General features: G+C 38.3%; 17 protein-coding genes, 1 rRNA gene and 1 other annotated feature. Of the genes, 2 read left to right on the top strand and 16 right to left on the bottom strand.

The window, feature by feature from the left end; translation table 11 throughout:
• Positions 1 to 53: 53 nt before the first annotated feature.
• The 7 genes from ACIP9G_RS22560 to ACIP9G_RS22530 form a co-directional block, all read right to left on the bottom strand.
• The gene (locus ACIP9G_RS22560) at positions 54 to 722 is read right to left on the bottom strand and encodes a deoxynucleoside kinase (protein ID WP_401022466.1); all 669 of its coding nucleotides are present in this window, start codon (positions 720 to 722) and stop codon (positions 54 to 56) included.
• On the bottom strand, positions 719 to 1,357 hold the full coding sequence (locus ACIP9G_RS22555) for a deoxynucleoside kinase (protein ID WP_340821486.1): 639 nt from the start codon (positions 1,355 to 1,357) through the stop codon (positions 719 to 721). The genes ACIP9G_RS22560 and ACIP9G_RS22555 overlap by 4 nt, the downstream gene beginning before the upstream one ends.
• A 393-nt stretch (positions 1,358 to 1,750) precedes the next feature.
• Positions 1,751 to 4,162, bottom strand: a complete 2,412-nt coding sequence (locus ACIP9G_RS22550) for a heavy metal translocating P-type ATPase (protein WP_401022464.1) — start codon at positions 4,160 to 4,162, stop codon at positions 1,751 to 1,753.
• Between the two features lie 81 nt (positions 4,163 to 4,243).
• Complete coding sequence (copZ, locus tag ACIP9G_RS22545) at positions 4,244 to 4,450, bottom strand: copper chaperone CopZ (protein WP_228134225.1); 207 nt, start codon at positions 4,448 to 4,450, stop codon at positions 4,244 to 4,246.
• 61 nt (positions 4,451 to 4,511) lie between these two features.
• The gene (locus ACIP9G_RS22540) at positions 4,512 to 4,844 is read right to left on the bottom strand and encodes a metal-sensitive transcriptional regulator (RefSeq protein WP_401022461.1); all 333 of its coding nucleotides are present in this window, start codon (positions 4,842 to 4,844) and stop codon (positions 4,512 to 4,514) included.
• Positions 4,845 to 4,926: 82 nt separating this feature from the next.
• A complete protein-coding gene (locus ACIP9G_RS22535) occupies positions 4,927 to 5,877 on the bottom strand; it encodes a cation diffusion facilitator family transporter (RefSeq protein ID WP_401022458.1) in 951 nt (316 codons plus the stop codon).
• Between the two features lie 36 nt (positions 5,878 to 5,913).
• Positions 5,914 to 6,249, bottom strand: coding sequence for an ArsR/SmtB family transcription factor (locus ACIP9G_RS22530; RefSeq protein WP_401022456.1), 336 nt, complete (start codon positions 6,247 to 6,249; stop codon positions 5,914 to 5,916).
• 162 nt (positions 6,250 to 6,411) lie between these two features.
• Here ACIP9G_RS22530 and tadA point away from each other — a divergent pair, with 162 nt between their 5' ends.
• Entirely contained in the window at positions 6,412 to 6,912 is a 501-nt protein-coding gene (tadA, locus tag ACIP9G_RS22525) for a tRNA adenosine(34) deaminase TadA (RefSeq protein WP_401022471.1), read from the top strand.
• Between the two features lie 154 nt (positions 6,913 to 7,066).
• Here tadA and ACIP9G_RS22520 read toward each other — a convergent pair whose 3' ends face one another.
• The 5 genes from ACIP9G_RS22520 to pdxS all read right to left on the bottom strand — a co-directional run bounded on the left by ACIP9G_RS22520 (position 7,067) and on the right by pdxS (position 13,593).
• A complete protein-coding gene (locus tag ACIP9G_RS22520) occupies positions 7,067 to 8,641 on the bottom strand; it encodes an amidohydrolase (RefSeq protein ID WP_401022453.1) in 1,575 nt (524 codons plus the stop codon).
• A gap of 320 nt (positions 8,642 to 8,961) precedes the next feature.
• Complete coding sequence (locus ACIP9G_RS22515; protein WP_401022451.1) at positions 8,962 to 10,296, bottom strand: sigma 54-interacting transcriptional regulator; 1,335 nt, start codon at positions 10,294 to 10,296, stop codon at positions 8,962 to 8,964.
• Between the two features lie 223 nt (positions 10,297 to 10,519).
• Positions 10,520 to 11,800, bottom strand: a complete 1,281-nt coding sequence (gene serS, locus ACIP9G_RS22510; protein WP_340821499.1) for a serine--tRNA ligase — start codon at positions 11,798 to 11,800, stop codon at positions 10,520 to 10,522.
• A gap of 78 nt (positions 11,801 to 11,878) precedes the next feature.
• Positions 11,879 to 12,095 (bottom strand) — a binding site (T-box leader).
• A 48-nt stretch (positions 12,096 to 12,143) separates the two neighbouring features.
• Positions 12,144 to 12,707, bottom strand: coding sequence for a pyridoxal 5'-phosphate synthase glutaminase subunit PdxT (gene pdxT, locus ACIP9G_RS22505; RefSeq protein WP_401022447.1), 564 nt, complete (start codon positions 12,705 to 12,707; stop codon positions 12,144 to 12,146).
• A 1-nt stretch (position 12,708) separates the two neighbouring features.
• A complete protein-coding gene (pdxS, locus tag ACIP9G_RS22500; RefSeq protein WP_401015149.1) occupies positions 12,709 to 13,593 on the bottom strand; it encodes a pyridoxal 5'-phosphate synthase lyase subunit PdxS in 885 nt (294 codons plus the stop codon).
• Between the two features lie 105 nt (positions 13,594 to 13,698).
• Here pdxS and pdxR point away from each other — a divergent pair, with 105 nt between their 5' ends.
• Positions 13,699 to 15,129 carry a MocR-like pyridoxine biosynthesis transcription factor PdxR gene (pdxR, locus tag ACIP9G_RS22495; RefSeq protein WP_401022445.1) on the top strand — a complete coding sequence of 477 codons (1,431 nt, stop codon included), beginning with the start codon at positions 13,699 to 13,701 and terminating at the stop codon, positions 15,127 to 15,129.
• Between the two features lie 18 nt (positions 15,130 to 15,147).
• Here the strand turns inward: pdxR and asnB are convergent, their stop codons facing one another.
• From asnB to rrf, 4 genes are all read right to left on the bottom strand, one after another.
• Complete coding sequence (gene asnB, locus ACIP9G_RS22490; protein ID WP_401022443.1) at positions 15,148 to 16,989, bottom strand: asparagine synthase (glutamine-hydrolyzing); 1,842 nt, start codon at positions 16,987 to 16,989, stop codon at positions 15,148 to 15,150.
• A 104-nt stretch (positions 16,990 to 17,093) separates the two neighbouring features.
• Complete coding sequence (locus ACIP9G_RS22485) at positions 17,094 to 18,425, bottom strand: D-alanyl-D-alanine carboxypeptidase family protein (protein WP_401022442.1); 1,332 nt, start codon at positions 18,423 to 18,425, stop codon at positions 17,094 to 17,096.
• A 140-nt stretch (positions 18,426 to 18,565) separates the two neighbouring features.
• A complete protein-coding gene (guaB, locus tag ACIP9G_RS22480) occupies positions 18,566 to 20,029 on the bottom strand; it encodes an IMP dehydrogenase (RefSeq protein WP_228134214.1) in 1,464 nt (487 codons plus the stop codon).
• 403 nt (positions 20,030 to 20,432) lie between these two features.
• Positions 20,433 to 20,524 (bottom strand): 5S ribosomal RNA (gene rrf / locus ACIP9G_RS22475); the annotation flags it as partial.

The following is a 20,524-nucleotide window of genomic DNA, read 5'->3' as shown; positions in this document are numbered from 1 at the left end:
AGAACATATAGGATTTCCTTACTTTAAAGATTTACGATTGCATCGTAATACTCCTATTTTCGTAAATGACTCGTTTGTTTTAGCATATGACTGATGCGGCTCACAATTGATTCAATCGCGTCAGGATTTTTCATTAAATCATAATCATTAATATCTAAACGTAGGACAGGACATGAATTAAAATTATTGATCCAATCTTCGTAGCGCTCATGCATTTCAATCCAATAATCATTTGGTGTTTGCTGCTCCATCTCACGGCCACGTTCTTGAATACGACCAATTACATCATCAATCGGCCCCTCTAAATAAACTACTAAGTCTGGGTGTGGGAAATAAGGTGTCATCACCATGGCATCAAATAAATTACGATATGTCTCGTAATCTATTGGACTCATCGTCCCTTTATCAAAGTGCATTTTTGCAAAAATCCCTGTATCTTCATAAATAGAGCGATCTTGCACAAAGCCACCGCCATATTCGAAAATACGCTTTTGCTCTTTAAAACGTTCAGCTAGGAAATATACTTGTAAATGGAAGCTCCATTTTTCAAAGTCATCATAAAATTTATCTAAATACGGATTTGTGTCTACTTTTTCAAATGATGTACGGAAATTTAACGCTTCTGCCAGCGCCTTTGTCATCGTTGACTTTCCTACACCTACAGTCCCAGCAATTGTAATGACCGTTTGTGGGGGAATTCCATATTTCTCTCTCAAATTCATTGTTGCAAGCTCCTTTGTTGTAACGTATCTTCAATTGTTTTTAAAACATATTGTAAATCTTGCGGGTTTTTTACAAAATCAAGTTGGTCTCCGTTGAATCGAATAACGGGAATTTCAGGATGCAACTTCTCAAAATGTTCAGTAAAGGTATGATAATCTGCTACCAGTTGCTCCATGTATTCACGGGAAATCATTTTCTCAAATTCACGCCCCCGTTTGGCAATACGTTGCATTAACGTATCTACACTAGCATGTAAATAAACAACTACATTTGGCACAGGCATACCTTTCGTTAAAATTTGATAGATTTCTTCATACTTTTCATACTCAGCAGGTGCCAACGTACGCTTCGCGAAAATTAAATTTTTAAAAATATGATAGTCCGATACCACTGCTGTTTTTTGTGCTAACCGCAATTTTTTGATATCTGTTAATTGCTTATAGCGATTACATAGGAAGAACATTTCCGTTTGGAAGCTCCATTCCTCAATATCTTCATAAAACTTATTTAAAAACGGATTTTCGTCTACTATTTCCTTTAATAGATGGTAATTAAATGTCGCTGATACCTCTTTTGCCAAAGAAGTTTTGCCTACACCAATCGGACCTTCTACCGCAACAAATGGAACCGTCACCAGAAGTTCCTCCTTTATGTTTAGAATTCTATGAGTCAATTATGCCCTTATTTTAAGGCTATACTGTATAAAACTAAAAATGAATCAGTGCTTTTCATTGTATCATAGTGAGAAAATGAAAAACAGAATCAACGTGAATCTCAATTTTTAACATTTTTTAATATGCACACTTGATAGATAATGCAATAAAAAAAGACCCACCGTAGTGGGTCCAGACTTTAAACAAATACTGCTATAGATTTCCACTACGGTGGGCGCATTCCGCGGGCTTACTATAAACTTTCCCCTCGTAATTCGCTCACTTTTTTGCTTCTTATGGTACTGCGTTCTAAGCACGTATCTTCGTAGACTTTTATTTAGAAAATTGTTTGAGAATTGTTTGAGTGCCTGGCACTATAATTTCACTCGTTGTAAACGTAAGGCATTTAATACAACAGATACTGAGCTGAATGCCATAGCTGCGCCTGCTACCCACGGTGCAAGTAGACCCATGGCCGCTATAGGAATACCTAATGTATTATAAGCAAATGCCCAAAATAGATTTTGTTTAATATTGCGCATTGTTTTACGACTCATAATGATCGCTTCCGCAATGCTATTTAGATCTCCACGAATTAACGTAATATCAGCAGCCTCCATTGCGACGTCTGTACCTGTACCAATAGCCATCCCAATATGTGCTGTTGCTAATGCGGGTGCGTCATTTATACCATCCCCTACCATCGCTACATTTTTGCCTGCAGCTTGAAGTTTTTTCACTTCATCGGCTTTTCCTTCTGGAAGTACTTCCGCGATAACATGATTAACACCAACCTCATCGCCAATTGCCTGTGCAGTCCGTTTGTTATCGCCCGTCATCATAATGACCGTAATACCCATTTCCTGTAAACGATGAATAGCTTCTTTGGAAGTATCTTTTACCGTATCTGCTACAGCAACAAGACCAGCATATTGACCATTAATAGCAGCCAACATTGCAGTTTTACCGCTCTCTTCGAAATGCTCCATTGTTGGCAAAATATGCTCAATATTAATATCGTATTGTTGCATTAATTTCCGTGTTCCGATTACAACACCTTGACCAGAAACTGTTGCTTGCACACCATAGCCTGGAATTGCCTCAAAAAATTGAACATCGCCAAGCTCGATACCTTTATCCTCAATTCCTTGAACAATTGCTTGTGCTAACGGATGCTCGGATTGTTTCTCCGCTGCGCCAATTAATGAAAGAACATGTGCTTCCTCTTGATTGGCTGCTAGTACGACGTCCGTTAATACAGGTTTTCCGTGTGTAACTGTACCTGTTTTATCGACAACTACTGTATCAATGCGTTGCGTTTGTTCTAAATGCTCGCCACCTTTAAATAAAATACCAAATTCAGCAGCCCGACCTGAGCCTGCCATAATAGATGTTGGTGTCGCTAAGCCAAGCGCACAAGGACAAGCAATTACAAGCACAGCAATTAAAACTTCAAGTGCCGGTGTAAACTCTCCTGGTTTTACCCATAGAATCCAAATAAGGAAAGTGACAATAGCAATACCAACAACAATTGGTACGAAAATGCCGGAAATTTGGTCTGCTAAACGTTGAATAGGTGCTTTTGAGCCTTGTGCATCTTCAACAACTTTTATAATTTGTGCCAGTGCTGTATCACGCCCAACTTTTGTAGCCGACATTTTCACAAAACCATTTTTATTAATTGTTGAACCGTATAATAAATCGCCTTGCTTTTTATCTACCGGTAGACTTTCCCCAGTTAGCATTGATTCGTCAACAGCCGTTGTGCCCTCTAATACAGCACCATCAACTGGAATTTTCTCACCCGGCTTCACTAATAAAATGTCACCTATTACAACTTCCTCTAACGGTATTTCTTTTTCTACGCCGTCGCGCACAACAATAGCGGATTTAGCTTGAAGGCCCATTAATTTTTTTATAGCTTCCGATGAGCGACCTTTAGCTTTTGCCTCGAATAATTTACCTAATAGTATTAACGTAATTAAAACGGCACTCGTTTCAAAATATAAATGTGGGCCGTGATGCGAATTAATTGTGACAATTGCTTGATAGACACTGTAGAAATATGCCGCAGAGGTCCCCATAACGACAAGAACATCCATATTGGCACTTCCATTACGTAGTGCTTTATATGCCCCTACATAAAATTGTCTCCCAATAATAAATTGAACCGGCGTAGCTAACAATAATTGCACCCAAGGATTCATTAAAAAATCAGGGACATATAAAAATGATGTAAAAGAAAAGTGACCAACCATCGTCCAAAGTAATGGTAGCGAAAGAATGGCAGAGAAAATAAGTTTTTGTTGCTGTTGTTTTATAGCCTTTTCTCGATAATCTTCGGTTGCTTGCTCATCCGCCTTCTGGTGAGCCCCATATCCTAATTTCTCTACCTTACCGATAATGTCAGATACAGCAACTTCTGTTGGATTAAATTCGATTGTTGCTTTTTCAAGAGCCAAGTTTACAGAAGCCGTTGATACGCCTGACAGTTTATTTAAACCTTTTTCTATGCGTGTGGCACAAGCAGCGCACGTCATACCTGTAATATCTAGTTCTGTTTTTTGTTTCACCACACCATAACCTAATGCTTCAATCTTTTTTTCAAAATCTGCTTCACTCAATTTTGCTGGATCATATTTTATAGAGGACTTTTCAAGCGCTAAGTTTACAGTTGCTTGCTCGACACCCTCCATTTTTTTCAATCCCTTTTCTATTCGAGTAGCACAAGCTGCACAAGTCATACCTGTAATTTGTAAATTTGTTTCCTTGAAGTCAGAACTCATTACCTTTCCTCCTCTTTATATACCGACTAGGGGTATATAGATTTGAAAATAATAGAGTGCTTTTTGAGCACCCTACTTTTCTTATTCTACCTCATAACCTTGATCGTCAATCGTTTCTTTAATTTGCGCTAGTGATACTTGTGCATCGTCAAACGCTACATCTACCAAACCATCAGCCAAATTTACTTTTACTTGTTCTACACCAGCTAGTGCACCGACACTTTTTTCTACTGAATTAACACAATGTCCACATGACATTCCTTGTACGTTTAATGTTACGTTTTGCATAAATATCTCTCCTTTAAGTTAAATTAAAATGCTATATAAGAGTATATACCCTAAAAAATTATTATTTTTTCATTAATTTTTGAATGGTCACTACTAATTCATCTAGGACCGCTTCATCACCTTCAGATAGGCGATCTACGACACAGCCTTTTAAATGACCTTCTAATAAAATTTTCGCTACGCTATTTAAAGCTGATTGCGTGGCAGACAACTGCGTTATAACATCATCACAGTAAACGTCCTTTTCAATCATTCCCTTAATGCCTCGGATTTGACCCTCGATTCGATTTAAACGAGTCGTTAAATCCTTTTTTACGCGCTCAGGGTGGTGACTTTTTCGACACGACGCAGTTTCTCCCGTATGACAAGCATCATCTTTCACTGTGTCTTCCAACTGCTTCACCTCCTATTTGATTATAATCATACTATACCCATGAAGGGTATGTAAAGTAGGCAATTTATTTTTTCTAATTTTTTTAATCATGATCGTGATGAGCTTGCTCACTTTTTATATTACATAAAATTGACTCATCATGACGATTTGCTACCGTTTCCAATTGTATCGTTACATGCTTTATGCCCTTATGTTCAAGATTATGTTCAATTTCGCGTAATATATGCTCGCTTTCCCCAATGCTTAGTTGGCTATCGACAACTGCATGACAGGAAAGTGCATTTGTGCCACTAGTAATCGTCCAAATATGAAGGTCATGGATACTTTGTACACCTTCATTTTGCTCGATTATTTGAATGATTTCCTGTACATCAACATTTGACGGAGTTCCTTCCATAAGTACATGGATAGCGGCCTTTGTTACAAAATATCCACTCCGTAGTACCAATACTGCCACAATGACACTTGCGAGCGGATCTGCCCATCCCCAGCCGAAAAACATAATAACTAATGCAGCGATTATAGCACCTACAGAGCCAAGCATATCGCTAAGAACATGTAAAAATGCTCCGCGCATATTTAAATTGTCTTGTGTATCGCCACCGCGCATCATAATCCAAGCAACTAAAATATTTATTAGAAGGCCAATTACACTAATAATTAGCATCCCTGTCGTTGCCACTTCTGGAGGATTTGCAAAACGCTCAATTGCTTCATAAAAAATAAATAATGCGATTAATATTAATGTCACGCCATTTAATACTGCAGCTAAAATCTCGAACCTTTTATAGCCATATGTTTTACTAAAGCTAGCTGCTTTTTCTCCAAACATAAAAGCAAGTAGTGCTATTGCTAATGAAATTGAATCACTTAGCATATGTCCAGCGTCTGATAAAAGCGCCAAACTATTAGTTAAAACCCCACCAATCGCTTCAACAACCATATAACTCGTAATGATTATAAAGGATAACAACAGTACCTTTTTATTTGCGCCATGTGTATGATCATGGCCATGATCGTGATTATGCCCCATAGTTTTCCCCTCCAAAAATTTATTAATACAATACTTTTAATTGTGCGTCGCGTGTTCAATTGCTTGCTTCAATAAATTCATGATGTGATCATCATCTTTTGAATAATATAAGCTTGTTCCTTCTCTCCTAAATTTCACTAATCTTAAATTTTTTAAAAATCGTAACTGATGAGATACTGTTGATTGACTTAAGTCTAATATTTCAGCGATGTCATTGACCGAGTGCTCATCTGAACATAATAAATTTAAAATGCGTATTCTTGTCGGATCACTCAATGCTTTAAACGTTTGAGATACCACAAATAGCGTTTCTTCATCTAAGTGCTGTCCCTTTCCGCTCTCTATTTCTACCTGTTTCACTTGTTCATCCATTTTCCGTTCCCCCAATATTGTATTTATATATGAGCATGTGTTCATATATAAATATATATGGTTATTTTAGGAATGTCAATTCAAAGCAAAACACAAAACTCCACACGCGTGATACACTATTTGTAAGGAGAGATACTAGTGGATAATTATGAAACAGACGTTATGTTTATGGGCCAAGCCTTAGAAGAAGCTAAAAAAGCTGCCTTGCTTGGCGAGGTGCCGATAGGAGCCGTTCTTGTATATGAAGGAGAAGTCATTGCTAAAGCACATAATCTACGTGAAACAACCCAAAATGCTACAACGCATGCTGAATTAATGGTTATTCAAGAGGCATGTAAAAAAATAGGTAGTTGGCGCCTTGAACAAACAACACTCTATGTCACATTGGAACCTTGCCCCATGTGCGCAGGTGCCATTTTGCAGTCACGAGTGCCGCGTGTTGTATATGGTGCGAGAGATATTAAAGCAGGGTGTGTCAATTCGCTCTATCATTTATTAAATGATGCCCGTTTTAACCATGAATGTGATGTTACAGAAGGTATTTTGGCTGAAGACTGTGGTCAAATTTTAACTGACTTTTTCCGCGTATTACGTGAACGAAAAAAAGCGGAGAAAAAAGCACGTAAAATGGCTGAAAGCACAGGATCTTGTGAATCATCGTAGGTTAAGTTCCTTTGCTCTAATAAGAAAAAGGTACCTCTAAACTTATGAGGTACCTTTTTCTTTTCTATGATTATGGGGATGGCGATATATATGAAATGTGTCGTAGCAGCGACAACATCTTCATAACAAAATAATAGTTTCATGCTAGCAAAAATTACTGTTTAAAAACACACTCGCCTTCAATATAAGTAGCAAGTGGCTTCACATTCATAATCTGGTCTTGTGATATTTCACGAAGGTCTTCCGCTAATACAACGAAATTCGCTTCATAACCCTCTTTCAGCTGACCGACCTTTTCCATACGTATCATCGTTTTTGCATCCGCCGTATAAAGCTGTAATGCTTCTTCTACTGAAATACGTTCTGCGGCACCTAAATCTGTCCCATCATATGCAGTACGTGTAACAGCTGCCTGAATTGTTACGAAAGGATTGGATGCTTCTGCCCAAGATGTCGCAGGTGCGTCTGATGATAAAGCTGTAGCAATGCCTTGCTGTAAAAATGTTTGCACACCATATAACGTTTGCGTTTTCTCTAGACCGAGATTTTGTAAGTAGCTTTCAATTTCACAAAATAAGAAGATTGGCTGTGGCACAAAGCCGATGCCCCATTCAGCTGCCTTCTTCAAGGCACTCTCTGACGGCATTGCAGCATGTTCGATACGAACAGATGGCGCATCTGTTAACCACGCTTCTTCTTCATAGAAAGTATTAACAATTAAGTCTATAGCTCTGTCGCCCATTGCATGAACGACTAATTGAATACTATGATTCCTTGCTTCAATAGTCGCAGCTAAAAGTTCCTCTTTTGTCGTCATGGCAATACCTGTTTCAGAACTGTTTAAAAATGGCTCAGAGACAAGCGCTGTACGTCCCGATACACTACCATCCGAAAATAACTTAATTCCGCCTATATATGCACCTGCTTGGCGATCTAAATTTTCTTCTACTAATAGATCATGGTTTTGTATATCATCCCATACATAATTAACAGCGACACGTTGCTTCAAACCTTTAGTACGCGCCTTACGATATAAGCTTAAATAATCAAGCGGACTTACCGTTGCCATCATTTCTGTAATACTTGTTACACCATAGGAAGCTAAAATATGAGATAGTTTCACAAGTCTTGCTACAATTTCATCTTCAGATGGTGATGGTAAATGTTGCAGTACTAAATTGCGCGCATTTTCACGAAGCACGCCTGTCGGCTCACCGTTTTGGTCTCGGTCAATTTGTCCACCTTGCGGATTAGGAGTGTCCTTTGTAATACCTGCAATTTCTAATGCTTTACTATTAACAGAAATAATATGTCCACATGTACGCATGACGATTACTGGTAATTCTGTTGATGCACGATCTAAATCTGCCTTTAGTGGTACACGTTTCTCAGCCAGCTTTCCTTCATCGTAGCCCCAGCCTAAAATCCAACCACGTTGACTAGCATCGTAATTTTGTAAAGCTATAATCATTTCTTCGATTGAAAGAATTTGTGGTGGTAGGCAAGCTACTTGCTCAAGCACATCCGCCAACATTATTGGGTGCATATGCGCATCGATAATACCTGGAATAATAACTTTTCCTTGTAGGTCTATAATTTCTCCTTCATATGAAGGCATATCTTCTTCTAAACCAAGCCATTTAATCTTGCCATCAGCAATCACCATTGCTGTAGCAGATTGACATTCGGAATTGGCTGTATAAATTTTTGCATTACGAAAGATTTTCATTATTCTTCAACTCCTATTTCTTCAACACCAAGGTCGTTTTCGTTAGGTCGTCGGCTTTCACTACTATATGTAAAAAAGCACCTAGTCAAAAGCCGATGGGATGGCATCATCCAATCGAATCCACTAGACTGTAGTAGGACAAAAGTTAGTGAGAACTGGCATGTTAATAGCAAGTTTTTAAATTACTTATGTTACAGGCGAACAATACACTGTCCCCCTTAATCATCATCAAAACTCACATAAGATTTATCTAAATCATAAAAAATTTTTAGCAATGAAAAAAGGAGATAAATTTTTATCTCCTTTTTGTAAAAAAAATTTTACAACAACTCATATTTTAAACATTTATATTTAAGTAGCTGACGTGAGATACCTAATCGACGGGCTGTTTCTGCTAAGCGCCCTTCTGTTTCACGCAATTTTTCAGCAATGATCAGGCGTTCATAAGCTTCTGTTAAATCTCTTAAATGTCCTGAATGGATATTAGGCATGGACGGCTGAGCTTTTTGCTGCACCGTTCTTACAATGCGCTCTGGAATATGCTCCAGTAAAATTTCTTGTCCTGTTAAATTGTTATAGGCCGCTTCTAGAGCATTTTTTAGTTCACGCACATTTCCTGGCCAATGATATTCATAAAATAATTGAAGTACCTCTTCACTATAACGAACATCTTTTTGAATTGTATGCTCATTATAAAATTGAATATAAGAATCAAGAATAGCAGGTATATCTTCTTTGCGCATATGAAGCGGTGGCAAATCTATTTGCATAACGTTCAGACGATAAAACAAATCCTCACGTAATTTTTTTTCTGCTAAAAGTTTATCTAAATCTTCATTGACCGTTGTAATATATCTAATATCTAACGGCTCTCCATTCAGCGATTTCAAATCTACCGCATGCAGTAATTTTGCCTGTAATGATAAATCCAGCATATTTAACTGATCAATAAGTAAGGTGCCCCCATTAGCCTCCTGCAGTTTTCCTTGTTTCCCTTCAGCCTCGATACCGTAAAGCTGTGAAAAAATATTATCCTCTGTCAATGTGGAACAATTGAGCACAATATACGGCTTCGTAAAACGCTCGCTTTCATTATGAATACCTTGCGCTATAATATCCTTCCCTGTACCTGTTTCCCCTGTAATCAGAATAGATGAATTTTTCTTTGCGCCACGGCGAGCCTTCTCAGTTTGAGCTTTCATTTCTGCATTCACAGAAATTAAATCTTCTAAACGGTAATTTGTATGGTTATCTCGATATAATTTATGTCCGAGGAAATGATCCAAATATTTTATTTGTTTACTCTCATAAAAATGCTTTGAAAACTCAATAGCGCCAATAATTGCTCCACCTTCGATAATTGGATAGGTTGAGCTTAGCGATGTATAACTAAAGCCATTTAACGTCGTCAGAACCTGTTCAAAGTAAATGATTGGTTCCCCTGTTTGCAGTACTTTAAAAATTGTACTTGTATCAGTTGATAAATTTTGATAGCTATCAGTCACGGTTTTTTGGAAAAATTCATCTGGTGTTAAGCCAATCTCTAACAATATATTTAAATCTGCTAAATCATAAAAAATTGCGCAGCCTTTTTCATCGGTAATTAACACATTATCAAACTCTCTTAATGCTTGTGTAAATTGATGTAGAACCATGAATTTTCTCCCCCCTTGTCCCCATGAATTATACTCATTATAACGAATTTTCTAAAATAATGAGAGATTCGAGCGCTAAAAAAGCAAAAAAAAGCTATTTTAGAAAATCTAAAACCAGATTAACTAAAATAGCTTATCGTACTGTCTTTGCTTTTACCTGTGGAATTACTACATTTCTGTCAGTAGAAGCTTGTAATTACGGATCTGTGACCACAGTAATTTGTTATTTTGGTGCAATCACTGTTTTTCCGCCCATATAAGGAACTAATACCTCTGGAATCACTACACTTCCATCGGCTTGCTGATAGTTTTCAAGGATAGCAGCCACTGTTCGACCAATTGCAAGACCTGAGCCGTTTAATGTGTGCACATATTCTGGTTTTGCATTTGGCTCACGGCGGAAACGAATATTCGCACGGCGCGCTTGGAAATCCTCAAAGTTTGAGCAAGAAGAAATTTCGCGGTACATATTTTGAGCCGGAATCCATACTTCTAAATCATATTTTTTCGCAGCTGTGAAACCTAAATCAGCTGTACACATTTTTAATTTACGGTAAGGTAAACCTAATAATTGCAGTACTTTTTCAGCGTGACCAGTTAATAATTCTAGTTGCTCGTAAGATTCTTCAGGTTTAACAAAACGTACTAATTCTACTTTATTGAATTGGTGCTGGCGAATTAAGCCACGTGTATCGCGACCTGCAGAGCCCGCTTCTGAGCGGAAACAAGCACTATATGCTGCAAAGCCCTGTGGTAAAGCTTCAATAGGAAGAATTTCATCGCGGTAGAAATTCGTAACTGGTACTTCTGCTGTTGGAATCATAAAGTAGTCTGTATCATCTACTTTAAATACATCTTCCTCAAACTTAGGCAGCTGACCTGTACCTGTTAAGCTGTCTCGATTCACAATAACAGGTGGTAGCATTTCTTCATAGCCATGCTCTTCTGCATGTAAATCCATCATAAAGCTCATTAATGCACGTTCTAAACGAGCACCTAAGCCACGGTAGAATAAGAAACGGCTTCCAGTTACTTTTGCGCCGCGTTCAAAATCGACAATTTGTAAATCTGTTGCAATATCCCAGTGTGCTTTAATGTCGAAATCAAAAGTTGGTACTTCGCCCCAAGTATATTCCTCAACATTATCGTCTTCAGTAGTACCAACTGGCACAGATTCATGTGGAACGTTTGGTAAACGCATCATCATATCTTTAAAACGATCTTCTACTTCATTTAGCTGTGTATCTAACTCTTTAATCTCATCGCCAACCTGACGCATACGAGCGATTACTTCATCAGCATTTTCTTTATTACGTTTCATAACAGAAATCTGCTCAGACACTTTATTTCGTTCAGCTTTAAGCTCTTCTGCCTTTGCGATTAATTCGCGACGCTTCGTATCTAAAGCTTCAAAATCGTCTAAGTTTCCTAAATCCTCGTTACGTGTTAATAGCATTTCTTTAATTTCCGCAAAGTTATCACGGACGCGTTTAATATCTAACATCGTTCATACCTCCAGTAGTAGATTTCATAATGATGGGTGTTTTATTTATGATGGAACACAAAAAAGCCCTCATCCCATGAAAGGGACGAGAGCTACCCGCGTTGCCACCCTAATTGACCAGACACTTTGCCTAGTCCACTTATCTCATAACGGCATTTCAGCCGGCGACAGCCTACTTCATTTACTTCGACTGCGCAACTCCAGGACGGATTCACAAGTGCTTTTATCAGCTTCCACCAACCGCTGACTCTCTAAAAAAAACGTGCTTGTTACTACTTCCCATCATCGTGTTTACTTATTTAAATTTTATCCTACTGTACTATATGATTCGAGATTTTGCAAGTCACACCATAGACGTCACAAAATATTCGAGAATACGCGAATCTGTCGTTAGTTCAGGATGAAATGAACATCCAAGTAAATGCCTATCACGTGCTAGCACAATTTTACCTTCATGCACAGCTAACACTTCCACACCTTCGCCGACTGATACAATATGCGGTGCTCGAATAAAAACAGCAGATATCGCTTCACCAATTGCTGGAACATCCAACTCCACTTCAAAGCTATCTACTTGACGTCCATACGAATTTCTCGCAACGACAACATCCATGACAGCTAAATGTGGTTCATGATCGACCAGCTCTTTTGCAAGTAAAATGAGACCTGCACAAGTGCCGAACATCGGTAATCCTTGTTGTGCAAGTGTTCGTATTGGCTCTAGCAGGTCATAGCGATACAGCAACTTGCGCATCGTCGTACTTTCTCCGCCAGGTAATACTAGACCATCAAGCCCTACTAGCTGCTCCTTATGCTTTACTAAAACCGTTTGACATCCAAGTGCATCTAACATTTGTACATGCTCTCGAACAGCACCCTGTAATGCTAACACACCGATTATTTTCATGTTACCAGCCTCGTTCTTGCATACGTTCACTTTGACTCAGCTGTGCAATATCAATACCTTTCATCGGCACGCCAAGCTCCTTTGAAATTTCTGCAATCAATTGATAGTCTTTATAATGTGTCGTTGCTTCGACAATGGCACGTGCAAATTTCTCGGGATTTTCTGATTTAAAAATACCTGACCCAACAAATACGCCATCTGCACCTAATTCCATCATAAGGGCAGCATCTGCTGGCGTCGCAACACCACCTGCTGCAAAGTTTACAACTGGTAAGCGACCAAGCTTTTTAATTTCTCGTAATAATTCAAAAGGAGCACCTAGTAATTTCGCTTCTGTCATTAGCTCATCCTCAGTCATTCCGACAACTTTCCGCACTTGCGCATTGACCTTACGAATATGGCGGACAGCCTCTACAATATTACCTGTACCTGGCTCACCTTTCGTTCGTAGCATAGACGCCCCTTCACCGATACGACGAGCTGCCTCACCTAAATCACGACAACCGCATACGAATGGTACTGTATAATCACTCTTTAATAAATGAAATTCCTCATCTGCTGGCGTTAATACCTCACTCTCATCAATGTAATCAACGCCCATAGCTTCTAATACTCGCGCTTCAACAATATGACCAATACGTGCCTTTGCCATTACTGGAATAGTGACTGCTCCCATAACTTCTTCAACAATACGCGGATCTGCCATGCGCGCAACTCCTCCAGCCTTTCGTATATCCGAAGGTACGCGCTCTAACGCCATAACAGCTACAGCCCCTGCCGCTTCAGCAATTTTTGCCTGTTCTGCATTTATGACATCCATAATTACGCCACCCTTTTGCATTTCAGCCATCCCACGCTTCACTAATTCAGTTCCTGTTTGCTTCATTATTTTCTACCTCCACCTTTGTGATAAAATTTAGTATAATAGAAATTGACCATATCAAAATATTCAGTTTATAAAATAATTATAAGGTCAGGAGAATAATCGCTCATGGATATGCTCTTATTTCAGCTTGAAAAAGATGGTGGAAAACCGCTATATGATCAGCTTTATAGCGGTATAAAGGAAGCCATTACTACAAAGAAAATTACCGTTGGAGAAAAATTACCTTCAAAAAGAAAATTAGCAGATTTTTTAAATATTTCTCAAACGACTATTGAAATTGCCTATGCGCAGTTACTTGCTGAAGGTTATATTATGTCAAAATCGAGGGTCGGTTATTTTGTTGAGGAAATTGATGAACTTCCATATATTCAGCAAGACACATCCACATACCTAACAGAGCAGCCTCGGAAAAAATCATATTCCATTGATTTTAACCCTGGTTCCATTGATATTGATGCCTTCCCATTTCAAACGTGGCGAAAATATGCAAAAGAGCTATTTGATGATGCCTCGAAGGAACTATTATTAACAGGTGAGCCACAGGGAGAATTAGCATTACGTACGGAGATTGCTAATTATTTATATCAATCACGTGGCGTTATTTGTAGCCCTGAACAAATTGTTATTGGCTCCGGTACTGAACAATTACTTCCGATGATATTACGTCTCTTCAGTGAAGATACTTGCTTTGCGCTCGAAAACCCTGGTTATCCAACAGTGCATCGGATGTTTCTACAACATAAGCGAAAAGTTTGTCCAATCTCTGTAGACGATGAAGGAATTCTTATTCAGGAATTAGAAAAAACAACTGCCAACGTTGTTTATATAACGCCATCGCATCAATTCCCTACTGGCGCTGTATTATCTGCGACAAGACGTGCCCAGGCATTGAATTGGGCCGCACAAAGCCCATCACGATATATCATTGAGGATGATTATGATTCTGAATTTCGTTATACTGGAAAACCAATTCCTGCTCTTCAAGCATTAGATCGCAATGACAAAGTCATTTATATGAGTACCTTTACAAAATCATTAATGCCATCTTTGCGAGTTGCTTATTTTGTGCTTCCACCAAAGCTGCTAGCTACTTATAATGACGTCTTTAATTATTATTCATCGACAGTACCTAGATTTGATCAGCACATTGTAGCCAATTTTATGCGAGATGGTCACTTTTCAAAGCATTTGAATCGTATGCGAAAAGTATATCGAAAAAAGCATGAGAAGCTAACTACCATTTTAGAAAATTATTCTACTCAAATTAGAATAACAGGAGAGCAAGCAGGCATGCACATCTTGCTCAATGTTCAGCATGAATTATCCGAGAAACAATTACAGCAAAGTGCCAATGCTGCAGGAATAGGTATCTATCCATTATCAGATTATCGACTTGATGAGGATACAGCCTCACAAGCTCAATTTTTACTTGGCTTTGGCGGTATACCTGTGCATGAAATCGAAACATCAGTCGAGAAATTAATGAATTGCTGGGCAATACAACGTAAACAACCATCTACATCACGATTAAAGTGATATAGATGGTTGTGCTTTTTATCCATTTTCTTTTAGTTGAATATTATAATGCTTAAACCACGTATGAATTTGCCCTAAATAGGCTAAGAGTTGCGGACCAGCCATTAATTGTCCATACCATGGCACTTTAAATGAACTTCCTCCAGACTCAATTAACTCTACTAGTTTTTGTCGTTCAAAAAATTCATGAAGAACTGAATTTTTATCGTTTAATATTTCTTTTAACCACGTTTGAACACCTGCAGTATAAATAGGATGATACGTTTTCGGATATGGATTCTTTTTGCGATATAACACTTCCTCTGGCAATAAATGCGACATCGCTTTTCGAAGTAAGCCTTTTTCCATACCGTCTAAATTTTTCATTTCCCAAGGAATATTCCATGTATATTCTACAAGCCGATGATCTGCAAATGGCACACGCACCTCTAGACTCGCGCCCATACTCATCCGATCTTTTCGTTCTAGCAATGTTTGCATAAACCATACCATGTTTAAATAAAACATTTCACGGTGCTGTGCTGCCTCTGAACTTTCCCCCTCGAGATAAGGTACTTCTCCAATCGTTTGATCATATACTTGCTGTGCGTAATTTTCCACGTCTAACTTGTTGCGCCATTCCTGCCGTAACATAGCTGTTCTTTCTGGAAGTGATCGAATCCATGGAAAGCCGGTAGTCTTTTCTTTAAACCATGGATAGCCACCGAATATTTCATCTGCACATTCCCCCGATAAAGCGACCGTAAAATCTTTTTTTATTTCTCGGCAAAACCATAGTAACGAGGAGTCAACATCCGCCATACCAGGAGCATCTCTGACAATGACAGCTTCTATTAATAAATCGATTAATTGTTGCTGTGAAATTTGCTCAGCATGATGCGTTGTATCAAATGAGTCGTTCATTTTTTTAATCCAATAAGTGTCAGTTGAAGTTTGAAAAGCGTGTGGATTAAAGAAACGTTCGTTATCCTCATAGTCGATAGAGTACGTATGAAGTTTGCCTTTATTTTGTTGCTGGAAGCTATTTGCCGCAATACCGGTAATAATACTAGAATCTAAACCTCCAGACAGAAATGTGCAAATCGGTACATCTGATACAAGTTGTCGTTCGATAGCATCTGTCAGTAAATAGCGTACATGATCAATTGTCTCTTCCAATGACTCTTCATGTTTTTTGCTTTGAAGCTGCCAATATTGCCATATACGTACCCCGTCTCTTGAATACCTCATTGCGTATCCTGGCCGTAATTCATTAATATTATGAAATAGCGACTTACCAGGTGTTTTAGATGGTCCTACAGCCATTATCGTAGCAAGCCCTTCTGTATTAACAATTGGATGGACTACTGGATGAGCAAATAGCGCCTTTACCTCTGATGCAAAAAGTAACCCTTCTTGCTGCTCCGTATAATACAAAGGCTTTACCCCAAGACGGTCACGGCACAGAAAAAGTGACTCTGTTTGTTCATCCCACACGCCAAAAGCAAATATGCCATTTAAATAGTTCACACATTGTTCTTTCCATTCAATATAAGCAGTTATTAATACTTCCGTATCTGACTGAGTTGTAAAAACATGCCCTCTCGTTTGCAGTTCTTTACGTAATTCTTCTGTATTATACAGCTCGCCATTATATGTAATGGCATAGTTTACGCCATCATGTTTTTTCATCATCGGTTGCTTGCCACCTATTAAATCGATAACCGCTAACCGTCGATGGCCAAATGCAATATGTTCATTACACCAAGTATTTTCATCATCAGGGCCTCGTTTACTTAATGCTTGCGCCATTGACTTCATGATTTTATCACTTGTTCGTAAATCCTTTTTAAAGCTAGCCCACCCTGTAATACCACACATTTAGCCACATCCTTTCGCCTATTAGCGTATGCACATAGCCAGTAAAATGTGAAAAAGAACACGTTATGCTTTTTCAAACATAAACGTGTTCTTTATATTAGTTTTTAAAATAATCCACCAACAAAGTCAGTAATACCGCCCCATAAGCTGCCGAAGAAGTTACCGATACCTTGGAAGAATAGAGCAATGCCACTTGCACGTTCAACAGATGCAGTTGTCACGACGTCAGATGCAAATTCCTTGCCATCGATAAAGCCGTAATCCTTACCTTCTGTGCGCTCTATAACGACTTTACCTACTACCGTATCTTTCTTAACTTTAGCTTCAAGGCTTTTTTTATCTAATACTAATTTAGGTTGATATAATTCTTTTTCAGAAGATTTCACCATAAATGAAATTGGTTCTTTCACAGCGATGGCTACTTTATCTTCTTTCCCTTTTGTAACTTTTACAGTCTTTTGGTCTTTAAATTTATAGTTCGCTGGGATAATTTCATGTTTTGTAAATTGTGAAAAGCCGTAGTTAAATAATTTTGCTGTAGCATCAAAACGTGCTTTATACGAACCTTGTCCATTTGCATCTACAGCTTTCATTACAACTGCAATTAAACGTGTCCCGTTGCGTTCTGCAGTACCTGTGAAGCAATGTCCTGCAAAGTTTGTAGTCCCTGTTTTCAGGCCGTCTACGCCTTCATATTGGAATACTAGACCCGGCAACATAAAGTTCCAGTTTGACATCTCAATTGCATCATCTGTACCTTCACGGAATGTCTTTTTTGTAATCTTAGATGTTTCTAAAACCTTTGGATGGTCTTTTAATAAATGATACGCTAATTTTGCTACAGACTTAGCTGGCATCACATTCTCGTCTTCTGGGCCAGTGCCTGCTGGTTGCATACCGAATAAATCTGCATTGTTAAGACCAGTAGCATTTACAAACTTATAGCCTTCAAGTCCAAGCTCTTCTGCCTTTTTGTTCATAAGTTTTAAAAACTCAGTTTCCGTACCAGCAATTGTTTCTGCAATAGCTACTGTCGCTGCATTTGCAGAATAGATAGCCATCGCCTCATAAAGTTCACGAATTGTATATGATCCGTCTCTTCGTAATGGTACATTACTTAATGCACGATTTTGAGACATGCGATACGTATAATCTGTAACATGATATTCTTGATCCCATTTCACCGTACCTGCATCGATTGCATCCAGTAGTAGATACTCTGTCATCATCTTCGTCATACTAGCGATACCTAGTGAAGTATCTGCATTTTGTTCATATAAAATTTTTCCTGAATCTGCGTCGATTAGAATCGCAGCATCTACTGTAAGCCCTAAATCTGTTTCTGCATTTGCTTTCGCAGGCATACCCGCGAATATACTAAATAATAGAACAGGAATTAGGAGCAAACGTAATACGGTGTTCATTGTTTTTTTCACCTTCATTGCCCTCCAAAAAATAATCTTGTCCTCGACATTTTATCATAGATATCATCCTACGTGCGCAATCTGTATCATAAAAAATGCCCCCGTGCCATCTTTGTAGACGATACGAGAGCATAAAAGTTGCTTGAAATTTATTACATTGAATAGTTTGGTGATTCTTTAGTAATTTGAACATCATGAGGATGTGACTCACGAAGACCTGCACCTGTCATACGAACAAACTGAGCTTTGTCACGTAAGTACTCAAGGTTAGGAGCTCCACAATAACCCATACCTGCTCGAATACCGCCGATCAATTGATAAACTGTATCTGCTAGAGGACCTTTATAAGGAAGTCGACCTTCAATTCCTTCAGGCACTAATTTTTTCGCATCCTCTTGGAAATAACGATCTTTTGAACCTTTTTCCATTGCACCAATTGAACCCATACCGCGATAAACTTTAAAGCGACGACCTTGGAAAATTTCAGTATCCCCAGGAGATTCAGAAGTACCTGCAAGAAGTGAACCAAGCATTACGATGTTACCACCTGCTGCAAGGGCTTTTACGATATCTCCAGAGTATTTAATACCACCATCAGCAATAATTGTTTTACCAAGCTCACGAGCTACTGTAGCGCAATCATATATAGCTGTAATTTGAGGTACACCTACACCTGCAACAACACGAGTTGTACAAATTGATCCTGGTCCAATACCAACTTTCACTACATCTGCACCAGCCTCAAATAGTGCACGAGCACCGTCTCCAGTTGCTACGTTACCAGCAATGATTTCTAGTTCAGGGTATGTCTCACGGATAGAACGAATTGTTTGTAGTACGCCCTCTGAGTGTCCATGAGCTGTATCGATTACTACGATATCCACTTGTGCTTCAACAAGCTTCTCAATGCGAACCATTGTATCTTTAGAAACACCTACTGCTGCGCCTACTAATAAACGACCATGTACATCTTTCGCAGCTTTCGGGAATTCAATTACTTTTTCAATATCCTTAATTGTAATTAAGCCAGTTAATTTACCATCTTCATCTACAATAGGAAGTTTTTCAATTTTGTATTGTTGGAGAATTTTTTCAGCATCCTCTAAAGTCGTTCCAACAGGAGCCGTAATCAAATCTTCTTTTGTCATTACATCTTCAATTTTTAAAGAGTAGTCAGAAATAAAACGTAAATCGCGGTTTGTAATAATACCAACTAGTTTTTGGTTTTCCATGCTATCAACAATTGGAACACCTGAAATTCGGTATTTCCCCATTAAATGTTCAGCATCGAAAACTTGGTGGGTTGGAGTTAAGAAGAATGGGTTTGTAATAACGCCATTTTCAGATCGTTTTACTTTTTCAACTTGTTCTGCTTGCTCATCGATTCCCATATTTTTATGGATAATACCGATACCACCTTGACGTGCCATAGCAATTGCCATCTTAGATTCTGTTACTGTATCCATACCTGCACTGACCATTGGAATATTTAATTTAATCTTTGGTGTTAGTTGAACTGATAAATCAACATCTTTCGGTAATACTTCTGAATGAGCTGGTACTAATAATACATCATCAAAAGTTAAACCTTCTTTGGCAAATTTAGATTCCCACATTTTCGTAACTTCCTCCTATAGTTAAAAGAATATTAATTGTAAGATTAACAACGAGTCATGCTACTGTCAAGAAACTTATAAAAGAAAGACAATTCAGATATTTTAATCTAGTAAAATTTATACCCTATTCTGCATTTTTAAGACCGATTTTCTATATTTAATGTACGATTTTCTCTACTTAATATATTTTTTTCGTAAAAACCTAACTACCTTTAAAAGATTCAAATCCATAATGATTTAATTGCAGATTACAAATATTTTATTCTTTCATACAAAATATTTTCACACATTTTAACAAAAATAGGAGCAACGAGATTCATAGTAGAGTGCCGACAAAGAGGATTGTAATTAATTTTCAACCCAAATATAAAAAAACAGCCAGCTATTGCTGACTGCTTTGTGTGCCTAGCGACGTCCTACTCTCACAGGGGGAAGCCCCCAACTACCATCGGCGCTAAAGAGCTTAACTTCCGTGTTCGGTATGGGAACGGGTGT

Origin of the sequence: Lysinibacillus sp. NPDC093197 (genome assembly GCF_044754025.1) — a bacterium.
Taxonomy (GTDB): Bacteria; Bacillota; Bacilli; order Bacillales_A; family Planococcaceae; genus Lysinibacillus.
This window is presented reverse-complemented; position numbering and strand designations above follow the sequence as displayed.

Excerpts from the sequence above, each read along its gene's own strand:
- ACIP9G_RS22560 (WP_401022466.1), bottom strand. The coding sequence starts at position 722 with ATGAATTTGAGAGAGAAATATGGAATTCCCCCACAAACGGTCATTACA.
- ACIP9G_RS22550 (WP_401022464.1), bottom strand. The coding sequence starts at position 4,162 with ATGAGTTCTGACTTCAAGGAAACAAATTTACAAATTACAGGTATGACT.
- copZ (WP_228134225.1), bottom strand. The coding sequence starts at position 4,450 with ATGCAAAACGTAACATTAAACGTACAAGGAATGTCATGTGGACATTGT.
- ACIP9G_RS22535 (WP_401022458.1), bottom strand. The coding sequence starts at position 5,877 with ATGGGGCATAATCACGATCATGGCCATGATCATACACATGGCGCAAAT.
- ACIP9G_RS22530 (WP_401022456.1), bottom strand. The coding sequence starts at position 6,249 with ATGGATGAACAAGTGAAACAGGTAGAAATAGAGAGCGGAAAGGGACAG.
- tadA (WP_401022471.1), top strand. The coding sequence starts at position 6,412 with ATGTTTATGGGCCAAGCCTTAGAAGAAGCTAAAAAAGCTGCCTTGCTT.
- ACIP9G_RS22520 (WP_401022453.1), bottom strand. The coding sequence starts at position 8,641 with ATGAAAATCTTTCGTAATGCAAAAATTTATACAGCCAATTCCGAATGT.
- ACIP9G_RS22515 (WP_401022451.1), bottom strand. The coding sequence starts at position 10,296 with ATGGTTCTACATCAATTTACACAAGCATTAAGAGAGTTTGATAATGTG.
- serS (WP_340821499.1), bottom strand. The coding sequence starts at position 11,800 with ATGTTAGATATTAAACGCGTCCGTGATAACTTTGCGGAAATTAAAGAA.
- pdxT (WP_401022447.1), bottom strand. The coding sequence starts at position 12,707 with ATGAAAATAATCGGTGTGTTAGCATTACAGGGTGCTGTTCGAGAGCAT.
- pdxS (WP_401015149.1), bottom strand. The coding sequence starts at position 13,593 with ATGAAGCAAACAGGAACTGAATTAGTGAAGCGTGGGATGGCTGAAATG.
- pdxR (WP_401022445.1), top strand. The coding sequence starts at position 13,699 with ATGGATATGCTCTTATTTCAGCTTGAAAAAGATGGTGGAAAACCGCTA.
- asnB (WP_401022443.1), bottom strand. The coding sequence starts at position 16,989 with ATGTGTGGTATTACAGGGTGGGCTAGCTTTAAAAAGGATTTACGAACA.
- guaB (WP_228134214.1), bottom strand. The coding sequence starts at position 20,029 with ATGTGGGAATCTAAATTTGCCAAAGAAGGTTTAACTTTTGATGATGTA.